This window comes from Streptomyces violaceusniger Tu 4113, from assembly GCF_000147815.2.
GTDB lineage: Bacteria > Actinomycetota > Actinomycetes > Streptomycetales > Streptomycetaceae > Streptomyces > Streptomyces violaceusniger_A.
Genome location: NC_015951.1, coordinates 163,971 through 184,285 on the forward strand (window position 1 = coordinate 163,971; position 20,315 = coordinate 184,285).

24 protein-coding genes and 1 pseudogene are annotated in these 20,315 nt (G+C 70.2%); all 25 read left to right on the forward strand.

Annotated elements, in window-relative coordinates; all coding sequences use genetic code 11:
* Window positions 1–191 precede the first annotated feature (191 nt).
* The 25 genes and pseudogenes from STRVI_RS49685 to STRVI_RS44495 all read left to right on the forward strand — a co-directional run bounded on the left by STRVI_RS49685 (window position 192) and on the right by STRVI_RS44495 (window position 20,258).
* Complete coding sequence (locus STRVI_RS49685) at window positions 192–380, forward strand: hypothetical protein (protein WP_014043586.1); 189 nt, start codon at window positions 192–194, stop codon at window positions 378–380.
* A 165-nt stretch (window positions 381–545) separates the two neighbouring features.
* A complete protein-coding gene (locus STRVI_RS44385; RefSeq protein WP_014043587.1) occupies window positions 546–887 on the forward strand; it encodes a hypothetical protein in 342 nt (113 codons plus the stop codon).
* A 297-nt stretch (window positions 888–1,184) separates the two neighbouring features.
* On the forward strand, window positions 1,185–1,442 hold the full coding sequence (locus tag STRVI_RS44390) for a WhiB family transcriptional regulator (RefSeq protein ID WP_043242446.1): 258 nt from the start codon (window positions 1,185–1,187) through the stop codon (window positions 1,440–1,442).
* A 161-nt stretch (window positions 1,443–1,603) separates the two neighbouring features.
* Window positions 1,604–1,792 (forward strand): annotated as a pseudogene (locus STRVI_RS55425) (DUF5999 family protein); the annotation flags it as partial.
* Window positions 1,793–2,142: 350 nt separating this feature from the next.
* Window positions 2,143–2,922 (forward strand): hypothetical protein, encoded by a 780-nt coding sequence (locus STRVI_RS44400; RefSeq protein WP_014043591.1) that lies wholly within the window; start codon window positions 2,143–2,145, stop codon window positions 2,920–2,922.
* A gap of 355 nt (window positions 2,923–3,277) precedes the next feature.
* Window positions 3,278–4,993: a DUF2637 domain-containing protein gene (locus STRVI_RS44405; protein WP_014043592.1), complete on the forward strand. Its 1,716-nt coding sequence runs from the start codon at window positions 3,278–3,280 to the stop codon at window positions 4,991–4,993.
* A 41-nt stretch (window positions 4,994–5,034) separates the two neighbouring features.
* Window positions 5,035–5,199 (forward strand): hypothetical protein, encoded by a 165-nt coding sequence (locus STRVI_RS53255; protein WP_014043593.1) that lies wholly within the window; start codon window positions 5,035–5,037, stop codon window positions 5,197–5,199.
* A gap of 242 nt (window positions 5,200–5,441) precedes the next feature.
* The gene (locus STRVI_RS44410) at window positions 5,442–5,813 is read left to right on the forward strand and encodes a hypothetical protein (protein WP_014043594.1); all 372 of its coding nucleotides are present in this window, start codon (window positions 5,442–5,444) and stop codon (window positions 5,811–5,813) included.
* A gap of 117 nt (window positions 5,814–5,930) precedes the next feature.
* A complete protein-coding gene (locus tag STRVI_RS44415) occupies window positions 5,931–7,379 on the forward strand; it encodes a hypothetical protein (protein WP_014043595.1) in 1,449 nt (482 codons plus the stop codon).
* Between the two features lie 2 nt (window positions 7,380–7,381).
* Window positions 7,382–7,774, forward strand: a complete 393-nt coding sequence (locus tag STRVI_RS44420) for a hypothetical protein (RefSeq protein ID WP_014043596.1) — start codon at window positions 7,382–7,384, stop codon at window positions 7,772–7,774.
* 80 nt (window positions 7,775–7,854) lie between these two features.
* Complete coding sequence (locus tag STRVI_RS44425) at window positions 7,855–10,431, forward strand: hypothetical protein (protein ID WP_014043597.1); 2,577 nt, start codon at window positions 7,855–7,857, stop codon at window positions 10,429–10,431.
* 42 nt (window positions 10,432–10,473) lie between these two features.
* Window positions 10,474–10,707 carry a hypothetical protein gene (locus tag STRVI_RS44430; protein WP_014043598.1) on the forward strand — a complete coding sequence of 78 codons (234 nt, stop codon included), beginning with the start codon at window positions 10,474–10,476 and terminating at the stop codon, window positions 10,705–10,707.
* Between the two features lie 92 nt (window positions 10,708–10,799).
* Window positions 10,800–11,321, forward strand: coding sequence for a hypothetical protein (locus STRVI_RS44435; protein WP_014043599.1), 522 nt, complete (start codon window positions 10,800–10,802; stop codon window positions 11,319–11,321).
* 126 nt (window positions 11,322–11,447) lie between these two features.
* Window positions 11,448–11,813: a hypothetical protein gene (locus tag STRVI_RS44440; protein WP_014043600.1), complete on the forward strand. Its 366-nt coding sequence runs from the start codon at window positions 11,448–11,450 to the stop codon at window positions 11,811–11,813.
* The gene (locus tag STRVI_RS44445) at window positions 11,806–12,150 is read left to right on the forward strand and encodes a hypothetical protein (protein WP_043242300.1); all 345 of its coding nucleotides are present in this window, start codon (window positions 11,806–11,808) and stop codon (window positions 12,148–12,150) included. Before STRVI_RS44440 ends, STRVI_RS44445 begins: the two co-directional genes overlap by 8 nt.
* A gap of 42 nt (window positions 12,151–12,192) precedes the next feature.
* Window positions 12,193–12,867, forward strand: a complete 675-nt coding sequence (locus STRVI_RS53905; protein WP_014043601.1) for a hypothetical protein — start codon at window positions 12,193–12,195, stop codon at window positions 12,865–12,867.
* A gap of 161 nt (window positions 12,868–13,028) precedes the next feature.
* Entirely contained in the window at window positions 13,029–13,283 is a 255-nt protein-coding gene (locus tag STRVI_RS44455) for a hypothetical protein (protein ID WP_014043602.1), read from the forward strand.
* A 114-nt stretch (window positions 13,284–13,397) separates the two neighbouring features.
* Window positions 13,398–13,748, forward strand: coding sequence for a hypothetical protein (locus STRVI_RS44460; protein WP_014043603.1), 351 nt, complete (start codon window positions 13,398–13,400; stop codon window positions 13,746–13,748).
* Window positions 13,745–14,098, forward strand: a complete 354-nt coding sequence (locus STRVI_RS44465; protein WP_014043604.1) for a hypothetical protein — start codon at window positions 13,745–13,747, stop codon at window positions 14,096–14,098. Before STRVI_RS44460 ends, STRVI_RS44465 begins: the two co-directional genes overlap by 4 nt.
* Before the next feature lie 81 nt (window positions 14,099–14,179).
* Complete coding sequence (locus STRVI_RS44470) at window positions 14,180–14,758, forward strand: hypothetical protein (RefSeq protein WP_014043605.1); 579 nt, start codon at window positions 14,180–14,182, stop codon at window positions 14,756–14,758.
* Window positions 14,759–14,909: 151 nt separating this feature from the next.
* Entirely contained in the window at window positions 14,910–15,665 is a 756-nt protein-coding gene (locus STRVI_RS44475) for an NUDIX domain-containing protein (protein ID WP_014043606.1), read from the forward strand.
* A complete protein-coding gene (locus STRVI_RS46920) occupies window positions 15,658–16,728 on the forward strand; it encodes a DUF5131 family protein (RefSeq protein WP_014043607.1) in 1,071 nt (356 codons plus the stop codon). The genes STRVI_RS44475 and STRVI_RS46920 overlap by 8 nt, the downstream gene beginning before the upstream one ends.
* Before the next feature lie 172 nt (window positions 16,729–16,900).
* A complete protein-coding gene (locus STRVI_RS44485) occupies window positions 16,901–17,131 on the forward strand; it encodes a hypothetical protein (protein ID WP_014043608.1) in 231 nt (76 codons plus the stop codon).
* A complete protein-coding gene (locus STRVI_RS44490) occupies window positions 17,128–17,622 on the forward strand; it encodes a Pycsar system effector family protein (RefSeq protein WP_014043609.1) in 495 nt (164 codons plus the stop codon). The genes STRVI_RS44485 and STRVI_RS44490 overlap by 4 nt, the downstream gene beginning before the upstream one ends.
* Window positions 17,623–17,720: 98 nt before the next feature.
* Window positions 17,721–20,258, forward strand: a complete 2,538-nt coding sequence (locus STRVI_RS44495) for a DNA translocase FtsK (RefSeq protein WP_014043610.1) — start codon at window positions 17,721–17,723, stop codon at window positions 20,256–20,258.
* The last annotated feature ends 57 nt before the right edge of the window (window positions 20,259–20,315 follow it).

Sequence of the window (20,315 nt, forward strand, 5' to 3'; positions counted from 1 at the left end):
TACCGCATCCCTATTGACCATTAGCGACATAGCGCGGGCCACGCAGGCGGCTGCCGCACACGTCATCGCCGCGCAAGGCGTGCGGACTCCGGCCGCCCTCGCCCTGCTGCTCGCCGCCGACACGGCGACGGGCGCGGCCTTGGACGCCGGGTACCCCGTCCACGCCATTCACCCACCCCGAGAGGGTTCTCATGAGCGCACCCAGCCCCACCACCACGCCGATACCGCGTGATCCCCGTACACCGCTCGAGCGCGCCCAGGACCGGCTGGCGGCCGCCCGTCGAAAGCTGATCGGGCCGAGCTTGTCTCGCGCCGAGCGGCGGGAGATCGCCGACCGGATTCACGACCTGACCGTCGAGATCAAGAGCTTGAGTGGCTGATCTCGGCCCGCTGATGGGGTGCCGTCGATGCCGGTGCCCCACCTGCCCCTCACCGCAGCCTGGGCTGCCCTGGTGGCCGCCCGGAGAGACGGCCGTCAGGAGTGCACAGGACGCACTGCCCCGCCCCGGCGGGGCCCGACCGCAGTGCCTCGAGGAGAACAGTCAATGACCGACCCCACCGCCCGACTCGCCGAATCGGGCTGGCTCGCCGCCGCTACCGCCGCCCACGAAGAGCAGCAGCTCGAAATCCTGGCGAGCCAGTTACTCCAGATCAGGCGCCACGCCGACCTGATCAACAGCCGGCTCGCCGACCTCGGCATCGAGCCCGTGCACGAAGCCAGCGTCGACCGCCTCGGCAACCTGCGGTCGGCCAAGCTCCTCGACGCCGACCACGACCGCGGCACCTACGAGGTGCGCGCGTACTGGGGAGAGGACACCCAGGCGGTCGAGTTGCACACCGCCGACCGGTCGACCGACCCCACCGGTTCGGCCGCGTACGCCTGCTGAACTCGCTCGCCGACGTCGCCGCCGCCCGTCACGAGCCCCCCACGTTCCCTGCCCTTCAGAGCGACTACCGCCTCGAAGCGATCCGGGCGACGAAACGCCTCAACGTCGACCACCTCAACGACATGAGTGCCGAAGCGATCGTGACTGCCATCAACGGCATCACCGCGGCGCTGCTCGGCCTCATCGACGCCGTCGACCGCACCAACTCCACCATCTGACTTCTGAACGGAGGCCTCATGCGCCAACCTCATGCCCGTGCGCATCCGCTGCACCCCGGCCGCCAGTGCGCCGGTCATCATCGACTGGCGCCAGCGCGCGGCGTGTGCTGAGGAGGACCCCGAGCTGTTCTTCCCGATCAGCAACACCGGCCCCGCCCTGCTGCAGATCGAGGAAGCCAAGGCCGTCTGCCGCCGCTGCCCTGCGATGGACCAATGCCTCCAGTGGGCCATGGAGACCGGCCAGGACTCTGGCGTCTGGGGCGGAATGAGCGAGGACGAGCGCCGCGCGATGAAGCGCCGCGCCGCCCGTCAACGGGCCCGCAACGCGAGCGCCTGACCAGCCCAGCACACGCAGCCCCTGCGCTGCCGGGCGCCACCGGACCGGCTTCTGCCCGGCCTCGGTGGCGGCGGAGAACGCAGGGATCCGCAGCTGGCCACCTCGCCCGCTGCCGTCGATCCACACCTCATCCGACACCGCTCCGAGGGAGTTCACCCGTGATCACCCCCTGCCCGCACACGCCTTCCTGCCCGCTGGCCGACAGCTCCGATCGCGAGGCCGCCCACCCCGTGGCGCACCACCCGGGGCAGGGCTGGAGCCTGCTGTGCAACGGTGTCCTTCTCTTCGAGGACACCGGCGAACTGTTGCCCGACGGGCGGGTCATCGCCCCGCACCGGCCCATCGATGCCACCAACGCCCACGTTGACGGGGTGCTGCCGTTCCGGCTCGCGGATACCCACGCGCTCATCGGCGGCACGCCCCGCAGCGGGAAGTCATCCAACGCGGCGCTGCACAGGGCCGCGGGTCTGGCGAACTCCCCCACGGACCACTGGTCGGCCTGACAGCTGCCTGATCCTTCCGCCCCGCCCCCTCAACTAGGGCGACTGGGACGGGCGGTGACGGGGAGCCGGACAGCCCGGACCGACAGCCTTTCGATCCCCTTTTCACGGCCGGCCACCCGCCGACGGGTGGCCGGCCTTTTGCACGTCCCGACCCGGGAGAGCCCCGGGGCCGGGCCCCTTCGACACAGGAGGACCGGATGCCTCGCACCATCACCTTGAAGCACCCCCTGGACGACAACGGTCTCCTCTGCCAGCAGACGCCGGCCGAGCCGATAGCACCCGCTCCGGCCGTGGCGGTCGCTGACGTGAGCCGCTACTCCCACCCGCATTTCCAGCGCGCCGAGCCCGGCCAGTACGAGGGATGGATCACCTACTGGTTCGCCCCCTTCACCGGCCGCGAGCCCAGGCCGGAAGTGCCCTCGGCCGTCTACGACGATAAGACGACGACCTACGAGCAGCGCAAGCAGCTCAGTAACCAATACCGGGCCGCGCGGACCGTGTGGTCCCAGGCTCGGCTGCGACTGCTGGCCGGTCCGCTGCTCCGCGAGGCCGGGCCTGTGTGGGAGGAGTGGCAGACTGCCCTGGCGGAGCTGCGCCGGGTGTTCAAGGGCTTTTGGGAGACCGAGGACGGCAGGTGGCGTATGCAGCTGCTGCGGCTGACCGACGCCGAGCAGGTCGCGAAGAAAGCGGCCGTGGCGTGGGACCAGGTCGCCGAGAAGCTCGCGAAGCTGGCCGAGGAGCAGATTCACGTCGCCGGGGAGCGCGACGAGTTGCGGCTGACCACGGTCGCTGAGGAGCTCGGCCTGGACGCTTCGGCGTGGTCCGTCGACCTCGTTTGGGAGTACGAGACGTCCTACGGGCACAGCACCCCGCTGGTCGAGGCCCTCACCCGCGAGATCAACGAACAGCGGGAGCGGCTGCGTAAGGTCGCGCAGCTGGCTGGAGACGTGGACCTGGCCCACCACGCTCTCGCCTGAACCTGCCGCGGGCGGCCACCCGCCAAGAGCTAACCGAGCGCGTCCGCGTGATCCCCTCGGCACCGCCTGGCCGAGTCCCGGTGGCTCGAGCCGGGCGGTGACTCGGCCAGTGCGATTTCGCTCCCGGCCGGTGGGAACTGCGGTCCGTTTCGCACGCACCTCCAGCACTCCCCCGGACCAGCCGTCCGCACCACGGGCAGCTGGCCCTTCTGCACGGCCCGCTCCGGTACGGCAACGGCCCCCACGGAGCCCGTTTCGCCCCCACCGACCGCCGTTTCGGCAGCAGCCGCCCGCGTTTCGGGAGCGGCCCCCACCGTTTCGCCCCCACCCTGAACCACCCATTCCGGAGGCCCTCGTGGCGATCACCGACGTGCCGCAGAACGCGGCCACCGACACCCTCATTTCGCCCCCACCGACCCCCGTTTCGGGCACACCCGAGAAGATTTCGGGAGCGCCCGGGTACGTTTCGCCCCCACCTAAACGGAACCCGATCAAGCCCGAGCGCGACCGCCTGACGATCGCCCTGTTGTTCGTCGCTGCCTTCGGTGGAACGCTGGTCGGCGCTATCGGATTCACCATGTCCTACAGCACCCTGGCAAAGGTGGCCCTGAGCTGGGGATTCAGCGAGGAATTGGCGCCCTGGTTCCCGGTCGGCGTGGATGCGTCGATCATCGCGTTCCTGGCGCTGGACCTGTACCTGATCTGGAAAAAGATCGGGTGGCCGCTGCTGCGGCTGGCCGCGCACGCCATGACCGGCGCGACCATCTGGTTCAACGCGTCTTCGCAGGGCTCCATCGAGGCCGACCCGGTGCAGGCCGCCTCCCACGGCGTCATGCCGCTGCTGTTCGTGATCGGCGTGGAGGCAGCCCGCAAGCTGTTCATCAGGAAGGCGCAGCTCGAAGCCGGTACGCACGCCGATCGGATCCCGCTGCACCGCTGGATCCTCTCCCCGCTGGCGACACCGCGGTTCTACCGCCGGATGCGGCTGTATGGGGTGACCTCCTATCCGGAGATGATCCGGCGCCAGCAGGAGCTCATCGCCTACGAGCAGTGGCTCAAGCGCAAGTACAACAGCGACCTGACCAAGGCGACCGACGACGAGCGGCTGCCGATGAAAATGGCCGCCTACGGCTACACCGTCGCGGAGGCCCTGGCGCTGCCTGAGCAGCAGGAACGCAAGGCTGAGGAACGGAAGGAGGAGGCTGAGAACCGGCGCCGGGAAGCGGCGACGCGCCGCAAGGTCGCGGAGACGAAGGCCGAGGCCGCCCAAGTGAAGGCCGACGGCGAACTCGAAGCTGTCCGCGCCCAGGTGGCGGGCGAGACGGCCCAGGTCCGCGCCCACACGCGCGCCCAGGTCAGCGCGGCCGAGCGGGCTGCTGAGCTGGAGGAGCAGGCGCTGGAGACGGCCGTCATCGCCGAGGCTCGGGCCCGTACCGCCGAGGCCGAGCGCAAGGAGGCGGCCGAGCGCAAGGCGAAGGCGTCCGACGACCTGGAGGCCGCCCAGTTGGAGGAACAAGCGGCCGAGAAGCGGAGGGAGATCAAGGAGGCCGACCGGGTCGCCGCGGCAGAGAACCAGGCGATCGAGACGGAGAAGATCGCCAAAGCGCGTGAGGCTACCGCCGAAGCGAATCGGCTCGCCGCCGAAAAGGACCGGGCTGCCGCCGAAGCGAAGCACGACGCCGCCGAAGCCGAGCGGAAGACGACCGAGGAGGAGGCACGCCAGAAGGCGGCCCGCGCCGACATCAAGCGGTCGGAGCAGGCCGCCGCCGAAGCCGAGCAGCGCGCCGCCGAAACGCGGCTCGCCGCCGCCGAAACCGAGCGGCGCGCGGTCGAAACCGAGGACGCCGCGAAGCTGACCCCGCGCCAGCGCGCGGTCCGCAAGGTCGCCCGCATGGCGCTCGCGGCCGGCCTCGACCCCGAGGACCAGACGCGTGACGCGATCTACCGCCAGCTGACCGAGCGGGTGTCGATCGCCGACGCCCAGCGCGTGGCGGACGTCTCCTCCACCGATACCGCGTCCAAGTACCGCCACGAGGCGGCCGACCTGCTCGCTGAGGGCTACCAGCCCTGAGCGGGTGACCTGCCCATTCACCGAGTCGAGAGGAGCTCACCATGAGCAGCTGGCAGTACGTGATCGGCCTGATCCTGGCCCTGACGGCCCTGGCCGCAGCGCTGGCCACGCCGTTCTTTCTGGCCCACGCCCGGACCGAGCGCGATCACGGCCCGGACTGCTGGTGGTGCCACCCGCACTTCCCGCACCGACCGAACAAGCGCTGAGCTGCGCAAATGAGCTGCTTCGACGGTTCCACTGGTCCCCGAGATGCTGTCGACACCTCGGGGACTCGGTGAAGGCGCCGAAGCGCCGGGTCCCACCCTCTCACCCAACCTGCCCGTCAGGAAGGTGAACCGGGAGGTGACCAGCACAAACAGCGGCCGGGTGATCAGGCATCGCGCTCTGCGAGCCGCCCGGCCGTTTTGGCCCCGCATGACCCAGCGATCGAACGGAGGAACACGGAAACGTGGGCGGAACCGCGTACTGGACAAAACAGATAAGACGGGCGGGTGGGCGGTCGCCCAAGGAGGGCGCGACCCGGCGGATAGACCGGCTGCGCGGACTGCTGAACGACACCGATCCGGCAGTCGCCGACCCCGTCTGGAAGGAGGTCGCCGACACCCTCCAGCGGACCATCGACCGCCACTCGAAACGCGGATCCGCGTACTGGACCAACGAGATCAAACAGGCCGACAAGCGGTCGCCCAAGGAGGGCGCGACCAAGCGGCTGGACCGGCTGCGCGGCGTGCTGCAGAGGGTCGATCCGGTGGTCGCCAACCGCGCCTGGCGCGAGGTGAGCGACGCCCTCCAGCAGATCACCGTTCGTCACACACGGTGATCGTTCACCCATTCATTCAGCCGGGGGAGAGATGAACTCGACCCGCCCCTACACGCGTACGTACGCGCACGAGGGCAGGCGTTCACTCCCCCGGTCGCAGACCGTGAGGGGAAAGCAATGGAATTGCTGCTTCTCGCGTGCGCATGGCTCGTGTACACAGCGGGCGCGCAGAGCGAGCAGGCAAAGGTCGGGCTGTCCCCGGGGCAGCGGGACATCCTGAAGGAGCGGACGCGGCACGAGAAGGCCGTGCAGAGGATCGCCGACAAGCACGGCGTCACCCCGCCGGCGACCCCCGCCTCGGCAGTCTCGCCGTGGAAGGAAGCGCCGGCCGCAGGGCCCGCGCCGACCCTCCCGGAAGCCTTCGGCTCCGGCTACCGCAGCCACACGCCCATCGAGCGCGTGGCGACCCCCATGGGGCGCCGCGCCGGGGGCTGGGCCGCGCAGGGCGTCGCCTGGGCCAAGGACACCGGCCGCGGCGCGGTACGCGAGTACCGCAAGCGCCGGAAGGCCGCCGGCCATGATGACCCGGCGCCGGTGCTCGAGCCCGTGCCCCTGCCGCCGGACGCACCGCCCATCCCCTCCGGCCCGCCGCTGGCCGCGGGAACCGACAGCGGCGACGGTAAGAGGGGCGTCTCGCTGGAGAGGCCCAAGGAGAGGACCGAGGCCGCCAAGCCGGAAGGCTCCAAGAAGCCCCCTGAGGGGGCCACAGAGCCTCCCGCAGGCGCCGATGCCCCCCCCGGGGCCCCGGAGGCCTCAACAGGCCCTGAAACGCCGCCAGATGGGGCCGGAGAGGCTCCGGTGAAGGAGCCCACGGCTCCCGCCCCGGAGGCCTCACCAGGTCCCGAGGAGGCTGCGACCGGGCCCGAAACCAAGGACGCGGCGGCCGAACCCGAGTCCGCCGCCGAAACCAAGGACACCGCGGAGCCGAAAAGCTCCGAGGAGCCCCCCGGCACTGCCGAAACGGCACCCGCCTCGGCCCCGGCCGAGCCGGAAGCCACCCCGGCGGCGCCCGAAAACTCGGCAGCCGAACCCGAAAACTCGGCGGTCGGGCCCGAAAGCCCGGCGGCGGCGCCCGAGGGCACCACGTCGGGACCGATCCGAGACAGTGAACCGGCTTCCGCCGGTGGAGGAGTTGGACGTATGGCAGCAAAAGTGACGTACCAGTCCGTCATCGACGAGAGCGATGAACTCAACCTCATGTGCGACGAGGACTTCGCGACCTACGAGCGGATCGGCACGCGCTGCGAGCGGGAGATCGGCAAGGGCGACTCGCTGATCGCGGAACTCACCGCCCGCGGAGCCGGGTCGGGCCTCCTCGCGTGGATCACGCGCTGCAAGGAGGACTACGGCACGATCAACAGCGAGCTCGGCCAGCTGAAGCAGAACACCAAGGCGCAGGGCGAAAAGGTCGTCCAGGCCAAGGCTCTGCTGGAGGCCGGCCAGGGCGTCTACGCGAACCAGGCCAAGGACATGGAGTCCGTCATGGACCGCGACTTCTACATCTCCGACGCGGTCGACTCCGAGGACGCCGCCGCGCACACCGAGGTCTACGAGACGAGGGGCTGACCATGAACGCAACAACACGGGCCGTCGGCGGCGCCGTCTCCTATGCGGCCCTCCTGCTGAAGGCGGCGGCCTACGGCATCCGCGCCGGCACCACCAAGCGGGCCGTCGAGCGGCTCAAGGCCCGCTTCCAGGACCGCGGCGCCTCGGCCAAGTACCTGTCCGAGGCGATGAGCCGGCTGACCGTCGACGAGCCGACCACGACCGCCTACATGGAGGTCTTCACGCTGTCGGAAACGATGGCGGCCAACGTCGACGGCATCGTCGCCGGCGCCGACTCCCTGACCACCAACGCCCAGGGCCTGGCGCAGGAGACCGAAGCCGAGCACGGCCGGATGGCGGAGCTCAACCGCACGCACCACGTGCAGATGGCCGACCGCGAGTTCATCCAGCGCTAGGCACACGACACCCACCTTCAAGGGCGGGACCGCTTCTGCGGTCCCGCCCTTCGTCTTCGCTGAAAACGGAGAAAAACCGGATGGCCACCACCACCCCGACCCAGGAAGAGACCGAAGACAACGCTCCCCCGGAGCTGACCGGACTGCGCGCGCGGATGGCCCAGACCCACAACCCGGGCATCTACATCGGCTCCGGCCTCGGCATCGCCTCCGGCTGGCTGTCCGGTGACCCGCTGCTGCTCACCACTCTCGGCACCACCGGCGTCGCGGCCGGCTGGACCGCGCTCGGTATGCACCCGGGCCCGTGGCGCTGGCTGCCCGGGCAGGGCGAGCCGTGGGAGTGGATGACCCGCAGCAGCCGGCGCGGCTACCGGCGCCGGGTCCGCCGGATGCGCCGCCGCCTCGGCCTCGACCACGCGTACGGTCCCGCCGTCGGCTCCGACGGCCTGCTCGTGCCAACCATCGGCATCGCCAACGGCTGGCGCCACCGCGACGACCGTGCCGCCCTGGTCCGTGGAGCGAAAGCCGACGCCTACCGCAAGCGTTCCGCGACGCTGCGCGCCATCTGGGCCAAGGGCCTTCCCGACTGGGAGCGCGGCTGGTGGCGCCGCTACAGCCCGATGGAGATGGCGCTGCGGGCCGGCCCGCTCGCGGCGATCCCCGCCAGCAGCTACATCGACGTGCCCTGGTGGGCCCGCCTCCTCGTCGCCTCCACCGCGGCGACCTGGGGAGCGCGGATGTGGGCCCTGCCGGACTCTGCGACGCCCGCGGCCGCCGAACACCCGGACGGCATCGACTGGTACCTGGCCCGGTGGGACGAGTGGATCGCCTGCGAGCAGGGTCCGCTGCCCGCGTCCGAGCTCACCGACGTCCGTCTGGACGAGGACCGGCTGACCGCGATCATCGTCTCCACTACCGCCCGGCCCGCCCTTGGTGTCGGTCAGGACGCGGTGTCGATCGCGTTCGAGGTACCGCCGCGGGCGGTGAACATCTACCGTCCCGACGACATGGCCGCCTCCCGCGCCAAGCTCACTGTCAAACTGCGCAACAGGACCTCCGAGCTGGACATGGACGACCTGTCGGCCGTGTGGGAGGAGTACAGCCCCTACTACGGCAGCGAGCTGTACGACGCGGAGGAGACCGAGTTCGGCCGGCGCTTCAAGCTGCTGATGCCGCGCCGGGGTTCCTCGGTCGCCGACGTGCAGGCCCTCGCCATCGCCCAGGCCCTCGACATGGACGGCGAGGACGCCGTCTCCCACCTGCACCTGCGGGTGATCGACGCCCGCCGCATCGAGGTCAACGAGATGTCCATCAACCCGCTCCAGGACGGCGTCCCCCTGGACCCGCACGAGCTGGTCATGGACGACCGGGGCTACGTCACGGTCGGCAAGGACATCTACGGCGATCCCGCCCGGTGGCGCCTGATGATCCCCAACGAGGGGAAATTCGGGCTCACCGGCCAGCAGGGCATGTCCGCCGTGCACTCCTTCTCCTCCGGCACCACCGGCTCCGGCAAGAGCTCGCTGGAGGAGACCCTCCTGATCGCCCAGATGATCAACGGGATCGTCGGGTGGCTGGCCGACGGCAAGTACGGCGCCGGCTTCGCCTCCTGGACCCACGTGCTCGACTGGATGGTCAAGAGCCACTACGGCGCCATGCTCATGGGCCAGGCCGCCGTCGACGTCGGCAAGTTCCGCTTCTCGACCCAGATGAAGATGCAGTGGCAGGACGCCGACGGCTACGTCATGGACGGCCGCAGCTTCTTCGTCCCCGGCGAGCCGTTCGCCCCGATGCAGGTCACCTGGGACGAGTTCAACGAGATGGTGATGGATCCGGTCAAGGACCACGTCAACCCACTCCTGGCCTCCGCGTCCAACCTGGGCCGCCAGACACGGTCCGCCGGCATCGGCGCCCGGGTCTACGTCCAGATCCCCAACCTCGACTCCATCGGAACCAACAAGCACGCCAACGCCATCCGCGACATGCTCCAGTCCGGCAACATCGCACTGTTCCGCACCGCACGCGCGGACATCGACGTGATGTCGCTCGGCTCCAGGACACCGAAGTTCCGCCTGGAGCCGATCCCGGAGAAGTTCCCCAACGGCTCCGGCACCGGCGGCCTGGGCTACATCGCCGACGGCGCCGACCAGTACACCCAGTCCCGCATGATGTTCCACCCCAACCCGGTGCGCGTCGCCCGCGAACTGCCCCGGCCGACCCTCACCACCTCCGAAGCAGACGCAATAGCCGACATGAGCCCCGCCGGCATCGCCTACCTGCGGCGGGACGAGTACCGGCACATGGACGCCGGCGAGGAAGAGGCGTTCCTGCGCGACCTGGTCAAGCAGGAAGACGCCAAGCGCGGCAAGAACACGACCGTCGTCGACCTCGCCCCCGTGCCGGCCATCCCGGGCGGCACGGACGTCGTCCTCGACGTCGAAGACGAGGACGAGGACCTGGACGTGCTGGTGCCGCCCAGTCGCTCCGAGCTCGTCTGGCACGCGGTCGACCGCGGTGCCCGACGCAACGGCGAGATCGCCAAGGTCACTTCCCTGAAGCCGCCCAATGTCGCAGGCGCCACGAGGCGGCTGGAGCGCCTCGGAAAGCTCACCCAGGTCGACCGCGACTGGCACACGGTCGAGCCGATCGACGCCTGACCCCCGCCCCCTTTCCCTTTTCACAGAAGTTGGAGATCAGCCATGACGTTCGCTCTCACCTCGTCCGGACTCGCCCTGCTCGTCGCCATCGGCATCGGCTGGTGGATGAAGAAGGACAGCAGCTTCCGCAAGCGGGAGGTCGCCGTCGTCTCGGTGTTCTGGATTCTCGTGATGATGACGCCCCTCGGCACGTCAACCGTCGAGAAGGTCCAGGAGATGGTCGGCCACGGAGCGGCCGGGCTCAGCGACACCGTCAACAACGTCTCCTCCAAGTAGGAGGATGCCCCGGCAGCAGGGCGGCCCGCAGCGTACGGCGGGCCGCCCTGCCGCCGTTTCCACGCCTTCGGCTTCACAGCAAGGAGCGCTCCATGAACGACCACCGCGAACACGGACGGGAGCTGACGACTCAGGAAGAGTTCGAGTCGATCAGACTGCTCGCCGAGGGATACAGCGACACCACCCCCGTCGCCACCCGGTACAAGGACGTCGTTCCCGCGCCGACCCAACCCACCGTGGGGAACGCCTTGCCCTTTGCCCAGCACGGGCGGCCCCCCATGTCCCAGAAGGCCACCGACCACGCCACCCTCGTGATCGTCTACACCTGGGGGTCGCTGCCGGTCGGCGGCGCCATCTCCCTGGTGCTGTGGCAGCTGTCCAGCGTCAGCCCGATGCAGCTGACCTTCGCCGGCCTGGGCGCCGCGGGAGTGTTCATCGCGATCGGCGCCGCCGCCCGCATGATCGGGCGAGCCTTCCGGGACGGCGCCTCCGCCCTGCCTGACCACACGGTCAACCAGTACACCGGCACCGTCTACGTGCAGCACACCGAACTGCACACCAACACCCGCGGACTCGGGCGGACCAACAACCAGATCACCGACGGCCAGCAGTAGCCAGCCCGCCGGACACCACCAGCTCACGACGCGCTGACGTCTGCCTGTCCACTCCCGAACCCCGCCACGGGGCCGGGGGCGGGCAGGGAGCCGGAACAGCCACCCACCGACTGGATGAGGATGCACATGAACACCACGAATCCATCCGAGGACGTGACCGCGGCCGTGACCGCGGCCGTGACCGCGCTCCTCCTGACACGCCATCCGCCAGCAACATTCGACACGACCGGTGCCGTCGCCACAGCAGGATTTCTCTGCTCCCCTGGCGCACCCGGCTCCGCGCAGACTCGCGTCTGCCACCGCGCCCCGTTCCCGAGCGCCTTCAACGGCCGCTCCTTCGCCGACGTCGAGTCTGAGGAACACGTCCTCGTCGCCACCTACGCAGACCTGCTGCGCGAAGACGGCTGGACGGTCACCGAGCGACCCTCCGGCCGCCCCGGACTCCTCGTCTCGAAGAACATCGTCGTCGCCGGGGAACTGCTCCATGGCTGACCACGACCCGCATCCGTTCAACTGCCCGGACTGCGCCGCCGCGCCGGGGCAACTGCACGAAGAGGGCTGCGACCACGCGCACTGCCCGGACACCGGCCGTCAGCGCGCGGTATGCGAACACGACGGCGCGTGCGCCAGCCGCTGGAGCGGCGACTTTGTCGGAGCCGCTGAATGCCGTGAGTGGGACTGGTGGCTCATCGAGGACCCCGAGCTCGGTCTCAGTCCGTGCCCCGCTGGCACCAAGGACGCCATCAAAGACTTCAACCGGCTGCTCACCCACGCCCGCTGGGACGCCGATCTGCAGCGCTACGTCCGCACCGACCTCACGACCACCTGACTCCGCGCCGTCGTGCGCTCCGTGAAGAGAGGGACACCCACCATGACCACCAACCCCGACGGCGGGAACGGCCACGAGCGTGCGCCCCGGTGGCACCGCTTACACGAGGCCCTCGCCTGGATGGGCCACCGGACCGGCCAGGCGAGGGCGAGGCTGGCGCAGCTGTGGCAGTACGACACCGTCCGCCACATGGCCTTCAGCGCCTGCGTAACCCTCCTCGGCGCCTGGCTGCTGAGTCAGTTCATGCCGCACGTTCCTAGCTGGGCGGCGGTCGTCCACGGGATGCGGGCCACCATCGACGACCCCGTACAGCGCTACCTCGCCACCCACACACAGGGGCTGCCCATCACCGCCGCCACGGCCTACAGCATCTGGAAGGCCCTCGGCTTCGCTGCCTTCGTCCTCGGGTTCTTCCACAACAGCTCTGCACGGCTCGCCTGGACGGTGTGGGGTGCCGTCACCGTGACCATGGTGTGGATCGGGACCCCCGAGCCCGGCCGCCAGGTCGCCGCCGGAGTCGCCCTCCTGGGCTGGGCCACTCTGTCCGTCCTGGCGCTGCGCGGCCTGCGTCTGCGACCGCCCGCCTTCGTCCACGTGCACAACGAGGCGCCGCCCGCTCCCCAGGTGGAGGTCCGCGCGGAGATCCACCCGCCGAGGACCGAGCCGACCCACTACATGCCCTACGGCCTCCCGTACCTGCCGCCGTCGCCGAACTGACGGCCGCCTGTCCGCCCTTCGGGCCCGGTCACCAGGTCCCGGGGGCGGGCAGGGAGCCGGAGCAGCCAACGCGCCGCATCCCCCACCACCCCTTGGCAGGCCGGTCCCGAGCACGGCCAGCCACCGCCCACCCGACCACAGCACACAAAGGACCCGTGGTGATGCTGCCCCTCTCCATCGCAATCCTCATCGTCGGCACCCTCTTCGCCCTGACCGGCCACGCCCGCAAGGGCCAACAGGTCAAGGCCAACATCGCCGCGATGAAAGAAGCCGAGGCCGCACTCGCCGCCAACTTGGACCGCGAGCGCGCCGCCGGGATCACCTACGAGACCACCGAGTACCGGCGCCCGAGCCGCGCCGCGAACGAGGCCGCCGCCAAGGTCCCGGTCCGCTACGGCGGCACCAAGCACAGCTGACCCTCTACGGCTCTACACCGATCCGCCCCGAGGACCCCCCGGCACCGCGTCGCGGCACTGGGATGCCTCTCCTCCGCCCCTGAAAGCGGAGGTTTTCCATGCAAGGAGTTCGTGATGACGCTCGGCACCAGCACCGAGACATACGTGCTCGATACCGCACGCGACGGCCAGCGCATCCTCGCCGGAATCAACGGCGACGCCGCCTACGCGGTCGAAACGCTCATCAGCGAGTACCTGGAGCTGCGCGACCAGGTCCAGCAGCTCAAGGACGGGCTGCCCCAGCACCACACCGACCCCGAACTGTGCCCCGCCTGCGACGCATTGGCGCAGCCGTGCCCCTACCACGCCGGACGGGCCGAGGGGTGGATCGAGCTCTCCAAGGCGGTACGCCTCGTGGCGGGCGATGACTCCACCTACGCCACGCTCGTCATGGAGCACGCGGACGCGGCAGGGGACGACGTATGACGGTCGCCACCGACACCACGCTCTCCACGACAGCGGCCCGGAGCGCGCCCCAGGATGACACCGCTGACGTCGTCGACACTGCGAGCACTGCCCTCGAGGCCGCGGGGAACGCGGCCCTGGCCGCCGTACGGACCGGGAACCGCGAAGCCGCCCATCGGATCATCGCCGAGATGCTCCCCGACGAGCGCGCCGACCTCGCCGACCACCTTGAGGAACTCCGCAAACTGCTCGGCCCGACCTGCGCCGAGTGCGGCGCACTCACTGAACTCGGCACCTGCACCACCGATCCCTTCAGCGCGGAGTGCCGCTTCATCTGCAGCCGCTGCACGGCCGCCCGCCGCACCCGCTGAACGACCCCACCGGGGCAGCCGCCTCAGGCCCCACCGGGCTGCCGCACGCTGTCACCCCACCTCGACAAGGAGCCCAAACCCATGGTCCTCGCGCTGTTCAACCGCACCCGTCACGCGTCCGCCGAGCCCCCGGCCGTCGAGCCGTGGCCGGAGACCGGCGAGACCTGGATGCCCGAAGGCGTCACCGTCATCGAGCGGCACTGGAACCAGGCGATGAGCGCGATCGTCCTCGTCTACTCCGCCGACGCCAGCAGCTACCACCACGTCGTGGCCTGTCTCGGATGCCACTTCAGCGCCGTGCAAGATCCGGACTCCGCATACAGTTCCGGGCTGAAGCTGACGGACGCGAACCGGATCGCCACCCAGCACGCCACCGGCTGCCGGGCGCTGTCCCGCGCCATCCCGGACCGACCGGACGACGACAGCGCCCGCGACCAGTTACGCAAGTGGGCGCTCACCTGGCAGCGCAGGGCCGACAAGGTCCAGATCATGGTCAGCAACTTCGACCGCCACCGCCTCGCCCTCCAGCGCAGCAACCAGTGGATCGAGGCCGAGCTCCAGCAACTGGCCGTGGACCGGCCCGACGTCTTCGCCGTGCAGCGCAGCGAGTACGACCACACGACCTTCTACTACTACGTCCTGTCCGCGCCCGAGAGCTGACCAGTCCGTACGGCCTCGCCCGCTCGCCGCCGACAGCTTTCGCGGACCACGCACGGCCCGCACGACATCCGACGCCCTCCCCGGCCGGGGAGGGCGCCCTTGTGCTCAGTGCCTGCTTCTGAACCCACCACGAGACCAGGAGAGATCCATCATGAGCGAGATCACTGGGACCATCCCGGCCGGGCTGCGCTGCTGGTCGGTGAGCTGGCCGGAGTACACGCCCGCAGACGTCACGCCGCCCGAGCTGCTGTCCACGGCTCTGGCCGAGCACGTGCCCGGCTGGGCCGAAGACGCCCCAACGCCCACCGACGTGCACGACTGGGACCGCCGGCGGGCGAACGTGCTCGTACCGTTCGAGCTGGACGCGCGGGGCTGGCCCCTGAACCCGCAGGGGCGCACCGGACGCACCGGACGCAACCTTGGCCGGTGGGGCGAGAACGCCGCCGCCGATCCGATCGTGGTCGCGGGCAGCGGCCAGGAGCGCCGGGTACTACTGATCGTCCGGGACGACATCCACGTGGAGGCGATCCCGGGCGGCATGGTCGAAGCGGGCGAGACCGCCCCGGCCGCTCTGGTCCGTGAGTTGCGTGAGGAGACCGGCGTCGACCTGTCCGACCACCGCCCGATCATCCTCGGCCAGGACCTCGTGGACGACTGGCGCAACTCGGATCACGCGTGGGTCGCCTCCACCAGCGCGCTCTACCAGCTGCCCGCCACCGTAACCGCGATCGCGGCCGACGACGCCCTCGACGCCAACTGGTGGCCGTTCGGCTCGCTCGACCAGCTCGATGCCGCGATCACCGCCGCCGGACGCACCTCTACGCCGCGCACCGGCCCCTCTTGCAGCGCGCCCTTGACCACCTCGCCCAGTAACCCACCCAACCCGGCAGGAGGCATCCATGGCTGACATTGCAGCCACCCCGACCAGCCGCACCTGGTATCCGGTCACACTCGGCACCGGACACGGCCGTAACAGCGTCATCTGGCACGACGACCGGGTCGATCAGCCCAACCGCTGGAAGAAGACCGGACGCGTCCTCGTGCCCCATCTCTTCCACCACCTGGTGCCGAAGTACTTCATCACCCGCGTCCTCGACGTGATGGAGGCCAACCCGACCATCACCTTCGTCGTCCCGACGGAACACGCGGTCAGGATGAGCGACTTCGTCCAGAAGCGCGAGGCCGGCATGCGGCAGCACGCCGCCCGGTTCCATGTCCCTCCGGACGACGGCCCGCACGCCAGCCCGGTTGCCAAATCCGCGCGGGCCCGCGCCGCGAAGCCCCCGGCGAACATCTGGCTCGCGGTGACGGTCAACGACCAATGGACCGCCAAGACGCGCATCCGCGCGCTGCTGGAGACTCCGGCCGAAACCAGGGTCGTCGTCTGCGAGCCGCTGACCGGTCCCGTCGACCTGGACCCGTTCCTGACCGAGCGCCGCGACGTCACGCACCCGGATGCCGACGCGCCGGAGGACGCCGTCGTCGACGGCATGGTGCGCCTTGGCGACCAGTGGCACCGCACCGAACGCCTGCACTGGGTCATCGCCGGAGGCGGGTTCGGGCCCAACGCCCGACCCCTGCACCCGCAATGGGCCCGCGACCTCCGCGACGCGTGCGCGCAGCACGACGTGCCGTTCTTCTTCACGCAGCACGGCGACTACCTCACGGCGCCCGTCGTCGACGACCCGGCATTCAGCGGTGGCCGCGCCTACGACGACCCCCTGCACGGAGGCCGCAGCTCGGCCTCGCTCCGCGAGCGAGGCCCCAGCCGCACGTTCCGCTCGGGCCCGCGGCGCGCGATGGTGCCGGGCGACCGCACCCGACACACCTGGATGCTCGACCAGGACACCATCGCCGTCCGCGTCGGCAGGAAGTCCGCCGGCCGCGAGCTCGACGGCCGACTGCACGACGCCGTGCCCAGCTCCTCGACGGCCACGAGGCCGCCCGCTGAGGCGGCGGCCACGCACTGACCGCTCGGCTGCCGGAACGGACCGCCGGTGAACTGCCCACGGCGTCACCAGCCTCCGACTCCACCAACGCCCGTCCATGACTGGCACGGGCGACGCAAGCACCCCACGGGCGGCGGGCGCCGGTACAACGCGCCGCCGCCCGCTCACACTCTGATCCCCTACAGGAATCCTGATGACCAGCCGCCCCGAGGCCACAGACAACACCCCGTTACCCCAGTCCATCGCCCTGCGCTCCGCCGAGAACGACCTGCAGATGCTGCGTGGCCGACTCCGTACGGTCGCCGAGTTCATCCACGACCCGGCCATCGACTTTGCGGCCCGCCACGCGCTCGCGCAGCGCCTGGGCCTGCCCGTGCCGACCCCGGCACCCGCAACGCGGCAGACGAAGGAGGCAACTCTGTGAACCAGGCCCCGACCACCGACGAGCCCGGCACCCAGACCTCCTTCGTCGACCAGAACCTCAAAGACGCGCTCGCCGCGGTGACCGCCGAGATCGGCCGCACCGACAACAAGGCCTCCCTACTGCTCGCCTTCAACGGCGCAGTCATCGCGGGCCTGGTGGGGTCGGCCGACAAGCACCTCCCCGTGCTGTGTCTCGTCGCGGGCGGCCTCGCGGTCCTGGCCCTGGCCGTCTCCACCGTCTTGCTGCTGCTCGTCGTCCTGCCCCGCCTACGCGGTGCGGACCGCGCGAGCTTCCCCTACTGGGCCACGTGCGACACCCAGCAGATCCTCGCCGAGATGAGCGGCGACCACCGAGCGGACCGGATTCGTGTCCTCTCCCAGATCGCGCTGCCGAAGTTCCAGGGGCTGGGGCGCGCGATCCGCCTCTCGCTGGCCGCCGTCGTCCTCATCGTCTTCGCGGTCCTCGCCGTCATCGTGACCGCGCTCGCCTGACAGCAGAAGACCCCCGGCCACGTCACGACCCCGGAAGACGACTGCTCCGCCCCGCCCCGTCACCCAACCCTGCGCTGCCTGCCTGCCTGGAGTCCGCTGTGAAGAAGACCCCCACCAAGAAGTCCGCCGCGAAAAGGGCCCCTGCGAAGAGGGCACCAGCCAAGAAGCCGACCGCGAAGAGGAGCTCCGCCAAGAAGGCCGCGGCGAAACCGACGCCCATCCCCACCAGGATTGTGTACGGGCTCTTCCGCAGTATGGGCCGGAGTGCCAGGAACCTCGATCCGGCACACCGCAAGGACGGCATCGCGCTGCTCCTGCTCGCCAGCGCGCTGATTGTCGCCGCGGGAACCTGGGCCCACCTGCGGGGCCCAGTCGGCGGTCTCGTCGAGATCCTGGTGACCGGCGCCTTCGGCCGCCTCGACCTGCTGGTACCGGTGCTGCTCGGCGCCATCGCCGTACGCCTCATCCGGAACACAGCGAAGTCCGACGGCAACGGCCGTGTCGTCATCGGGCTGTCCGTCCTGGTCATCGGCATGCTCGGGCTGGTCCACATCGCCTGCGGCTCACCGGCCCGCAGCGACACCATGCAGGCCATACGGGCCGCCGGCGGCCTGATCGGCTGGGGCGCCGCGACCCCGCTGACGTACACCATGGGCGACGTGCTGGCCGCACCGCTGCTGGTCCTGCTCATCTTCTTCGGGCTGCTGATCGTCACGGCCACCCCGGTCAACGCCATCCCACAGCGGCTGCGGGCGCTCGGCGCGCACCTCGGCGTCGTCCAGGGCCAAGCGGCCGACGTGCCCGGCCAGGACGACCAGCGACACACGGAGCAGCGTCGCGAGGCGCCGCCCGCGCGCACCCGCCGTCCCGGGCCCGTCGGAGAGGCACACGACCCGGACGGCGTTCAGCAGAAGGCCCTCCTACAGCGCGGGGCACTCAAAACCGCAGCAACGTCGGCGCCCGCCGGCGCCCCGCCGAACCGGGTGATGCCGTCCCCCCGCGCCGTCCCCGACCTCACCAAGACACCGCCCGCCGGCCAGGAACGCGAACATCCCGCGCGCGCGGAGCAGCTCCAGCTGTCCAACGACACCACCTACTCCCTGCCGGCACTCGACCTCCTCACACGCGGCGGCCCCGGGAAGGCACGCAGTGCCGCCAACGACGCCGTCGTCGCCTCGCTCTCGAACCTCTTCGCCGAGTTCAAGGTCGACGTTGCTGTCACCGGCTTCACGCGCGGGCCGACGGTCACCCGCTACGAGGTCGAGCTCGGCCCCGCCGTGAAGGTCGAGCGGATCACCGCGCTGACGAAGAACATCGCCTACGCCGTCGCCAGCCCGGACGTACGGATCATCAGCCCGATCCCCGGCAAGTCCGCGGTCGGCATCGAGATCCCCAACACCGACCGTGAGATGGTCAACCTCGGCGACGTGCTGCGGCTGGCCGCGGCCGCCGAGGACGACCACCCGCTGCTGGTGGCGCTCGGCAAGGACGTCGAGGGCGGCTACGTCATGGCCAACCTCGCGAAGATGCCGCACATCCTGGTCGCCGGAGCCACCGGTTCCGGTAAGTCGTCGTGCATCAACTGCTTGATCACTTCCATCATGGTGCGCGCAACCCCCGAGGAGGTGCGCATGGTCCTCGTCGACCCCAAGCGGGTCGAGCTGACCGCCTACGAGGGCATCCCGCACCTGATCACGCCGATCATCACCAACCCGAAGCGGGCCGCCGAGGCGCTCCAGTGGGTCGTACGCGAGATGGACCTGCGCTACGACGACCTCGCGGCGTACGGTTTCCGGCACATCGACGACTTCAACGCAGCCGTACGAAGCGGCAAAGTGAAGGCGCCGACGGGCAGCGAGCGGAATCTCCAGCCGTACCCGTACCTGCTGGTGATCGTCGACGAGCTCGCCGACCTGATGATGGTCGCCCCGCGGGACGTTGAGGACGCGATCGTGCGCATCACGCAGCTTGCGCGCGCGGCCGGCATCCACCTGGTGCTCGCCACCCAGCGGCCGTCGGTAGACGTCGTCACCGGCCTGATCAAGGCGAACGTCCCCTCACGGCTCGCCTTCGCCGCCTCCTCGCTCACCGACTCGCGCGTCATCCTCGACCAGCCCGGCGCGGAGAAGCTGATCGGCAAGGGCGACGGGCTGTTCCTGCCGATGGGGGCGAACACGCCTGCCCGTATGCAGGGCGCGTTCGTCACCGAGGACGAGATCGCGGCCGTCGTCCAGCACTGCAAGGACAAGATGGCGTCCGACTTCCGGGACGACGTCATCGTGGGCACTAAGCAGAAGGAAGAGATCGACGAGGACATCGGCGACGACCTGGACCTGCTGTGCGAGGCGGCCGAGCTGGTCGTCTCCACCCAGTTCGGTTCGACGTCCATGCTTCAGCGCAAGCTGCGTGTCGGCTTCGCCAAGGCCGGACGGCTGATGGACCTCATGGAGTCCCGCAACATCGTCGGACCCAGCGAGGGCTCCAAGGCGCGGGACGTCCTCGTGAAGCGGGACGAGCTGGACGGAGTGTTGGCATTGCTCCGTCCCGAACCCGGCAGTGCGCAAGGAGAAAGCGCGGACACCGACAGCCTCCAAGAGCGGGTCCAAACCGCAACTGGCGGAGAGCGGCTGCGATGAGCCGCTCCCGCTGCTGCGCGTACGCCGTGAGCCGGGCACCAGCGGACTGACCCGTCG

Bases quoted from the DNA above. Each gene is read 5' to 3' on its own strand.
- STRVI_RS44445 (WP_043242300.1), top strand. From the start codon at position 11,806: ATGGCTGACCACGACCCGCATCCGTTCAACTGCCCGGACTGCGCCGCC.
- STRVI_RS44440 (WP_014043600.1), top strand. From the start codon at position 11,448: ATGAACACCACGAATCCATCCGAGGACGTGACCGCGGCCGTGACCGCG.
- STRVI_RS44470 (WP_014043605.1), top strand. From the start codon at position 14,180: ATGGTCCTCGCGCTGTTCAACCGCACCCGTCACGCGTCCGCCGAGCCC.
- STRVI_RS44400 (WP_014043591.1), top strand. From the start codon at position 2,143: ATGCCTCGCACCATCACCTTGAAGCACCCCCTGGACGACAACGGTCTC.
- STRVI_RS44415 (WP_014043595.1), top strand. From the start codon at position 5,931: ATGGAATTGCTGCTTCTCGCGTGCGCATGGCTCGTGTACACAGCGGGC.
- STRVI_RS44420 (WP_014043596.1), top strand. From the start codon at position 7,382: ATGAACGCAACAACACGGGCCGTCGGCGGCGCCGTCTCCTATGCGGCC.
- STRVI_RS44475 (WP_014043606.1), top strand. From the start codon at position 14,910: ATGAGCGAGATCACTGGGACCATCCCGGCCGGGCTGCGCTGCTGGTCG.
- STRVI_RS53255 (WP_014043593.1), top strand. From the start codon at position 5,035: ATGAGCAGCTGGCAGTACGTGATCGGCCTGATCCTGGCCCTGACGGCC.
- STRVI_RS44430 (WP_014043598.1), top strand. From the start codon at position 10,474: ATGACGTTCGCTCTCACCTCGTCCGGACTCGCCCTGCTCGTCGCCATC.
- STRVI_RS44435 (WP_014043599.1), top strand. From the start codon at position 10,800: ATGAACGACCACCGCGAACACGGACGGGAGCTGACGACTCAGGAAGAG.
- STRVI_RS49685 (WP_014043586.1), top strand. From the start codon at position 192: ATGAGCGCACCCAGCCCCACCACCACGCCGATACCGCGTGATCCCCGT.
- STRVI_RS44465 (WP_014043604.1), top strand. From the start codon at position 13,745: ATGACGGTCGCCACCGACACCACGCTCTCCACGACAGCGGCCCGGAGC.
- STRVI_RS44460 (WP_014043603.1), top strand. From the start codon at position 13,398: ATGACGCTCGGCACCAGCACCGAGACATACGTGCTCGATACCGCACGC.
- STRVI_RS44485 (WP_014043608.1), top strand. From the start codon at position 16,901: ATGACCAGCCGCCCCGAGGCCACAGACAACACCCCGTTACCCCAGTCC.
- STRVI_RS44425 (WP_014043597.1), top strand. From the start codon at position 7,855: ATGGCCACCACCACCCCGACCCAGGAAGAGACCGAAGACAACGCTCCC.
- STRVI_RS46920 (WP_014043607.1), top strand. From the start codon at position 15,658: ATGGCTGACATTGCAGCCACCCCGACCAGCCGCACCTGGTATCCGGTC.
- STRVI_RS44455 (WP_014043602.1), top strand. From the start codon at position 13,029: ATGCTGCCCCTCTCCATCGCAATCCTCATCGTCGGCACCCTCTTCGCC.
- STRVI_RS53905 (WP_014043601.1), top strand. From the start codon at position 12,193: ATGACCACCAACCCCGACGGCGGGAACGGCCACGAGCGTGCGCCCCGG.
- STRVI_RS44385 (WP_014043587.1), top strand. From the start codon at position 546: ATGACCGACCCCACCGCCCGACTCGCCGAATCGGGCTGGCTCGCCGCC.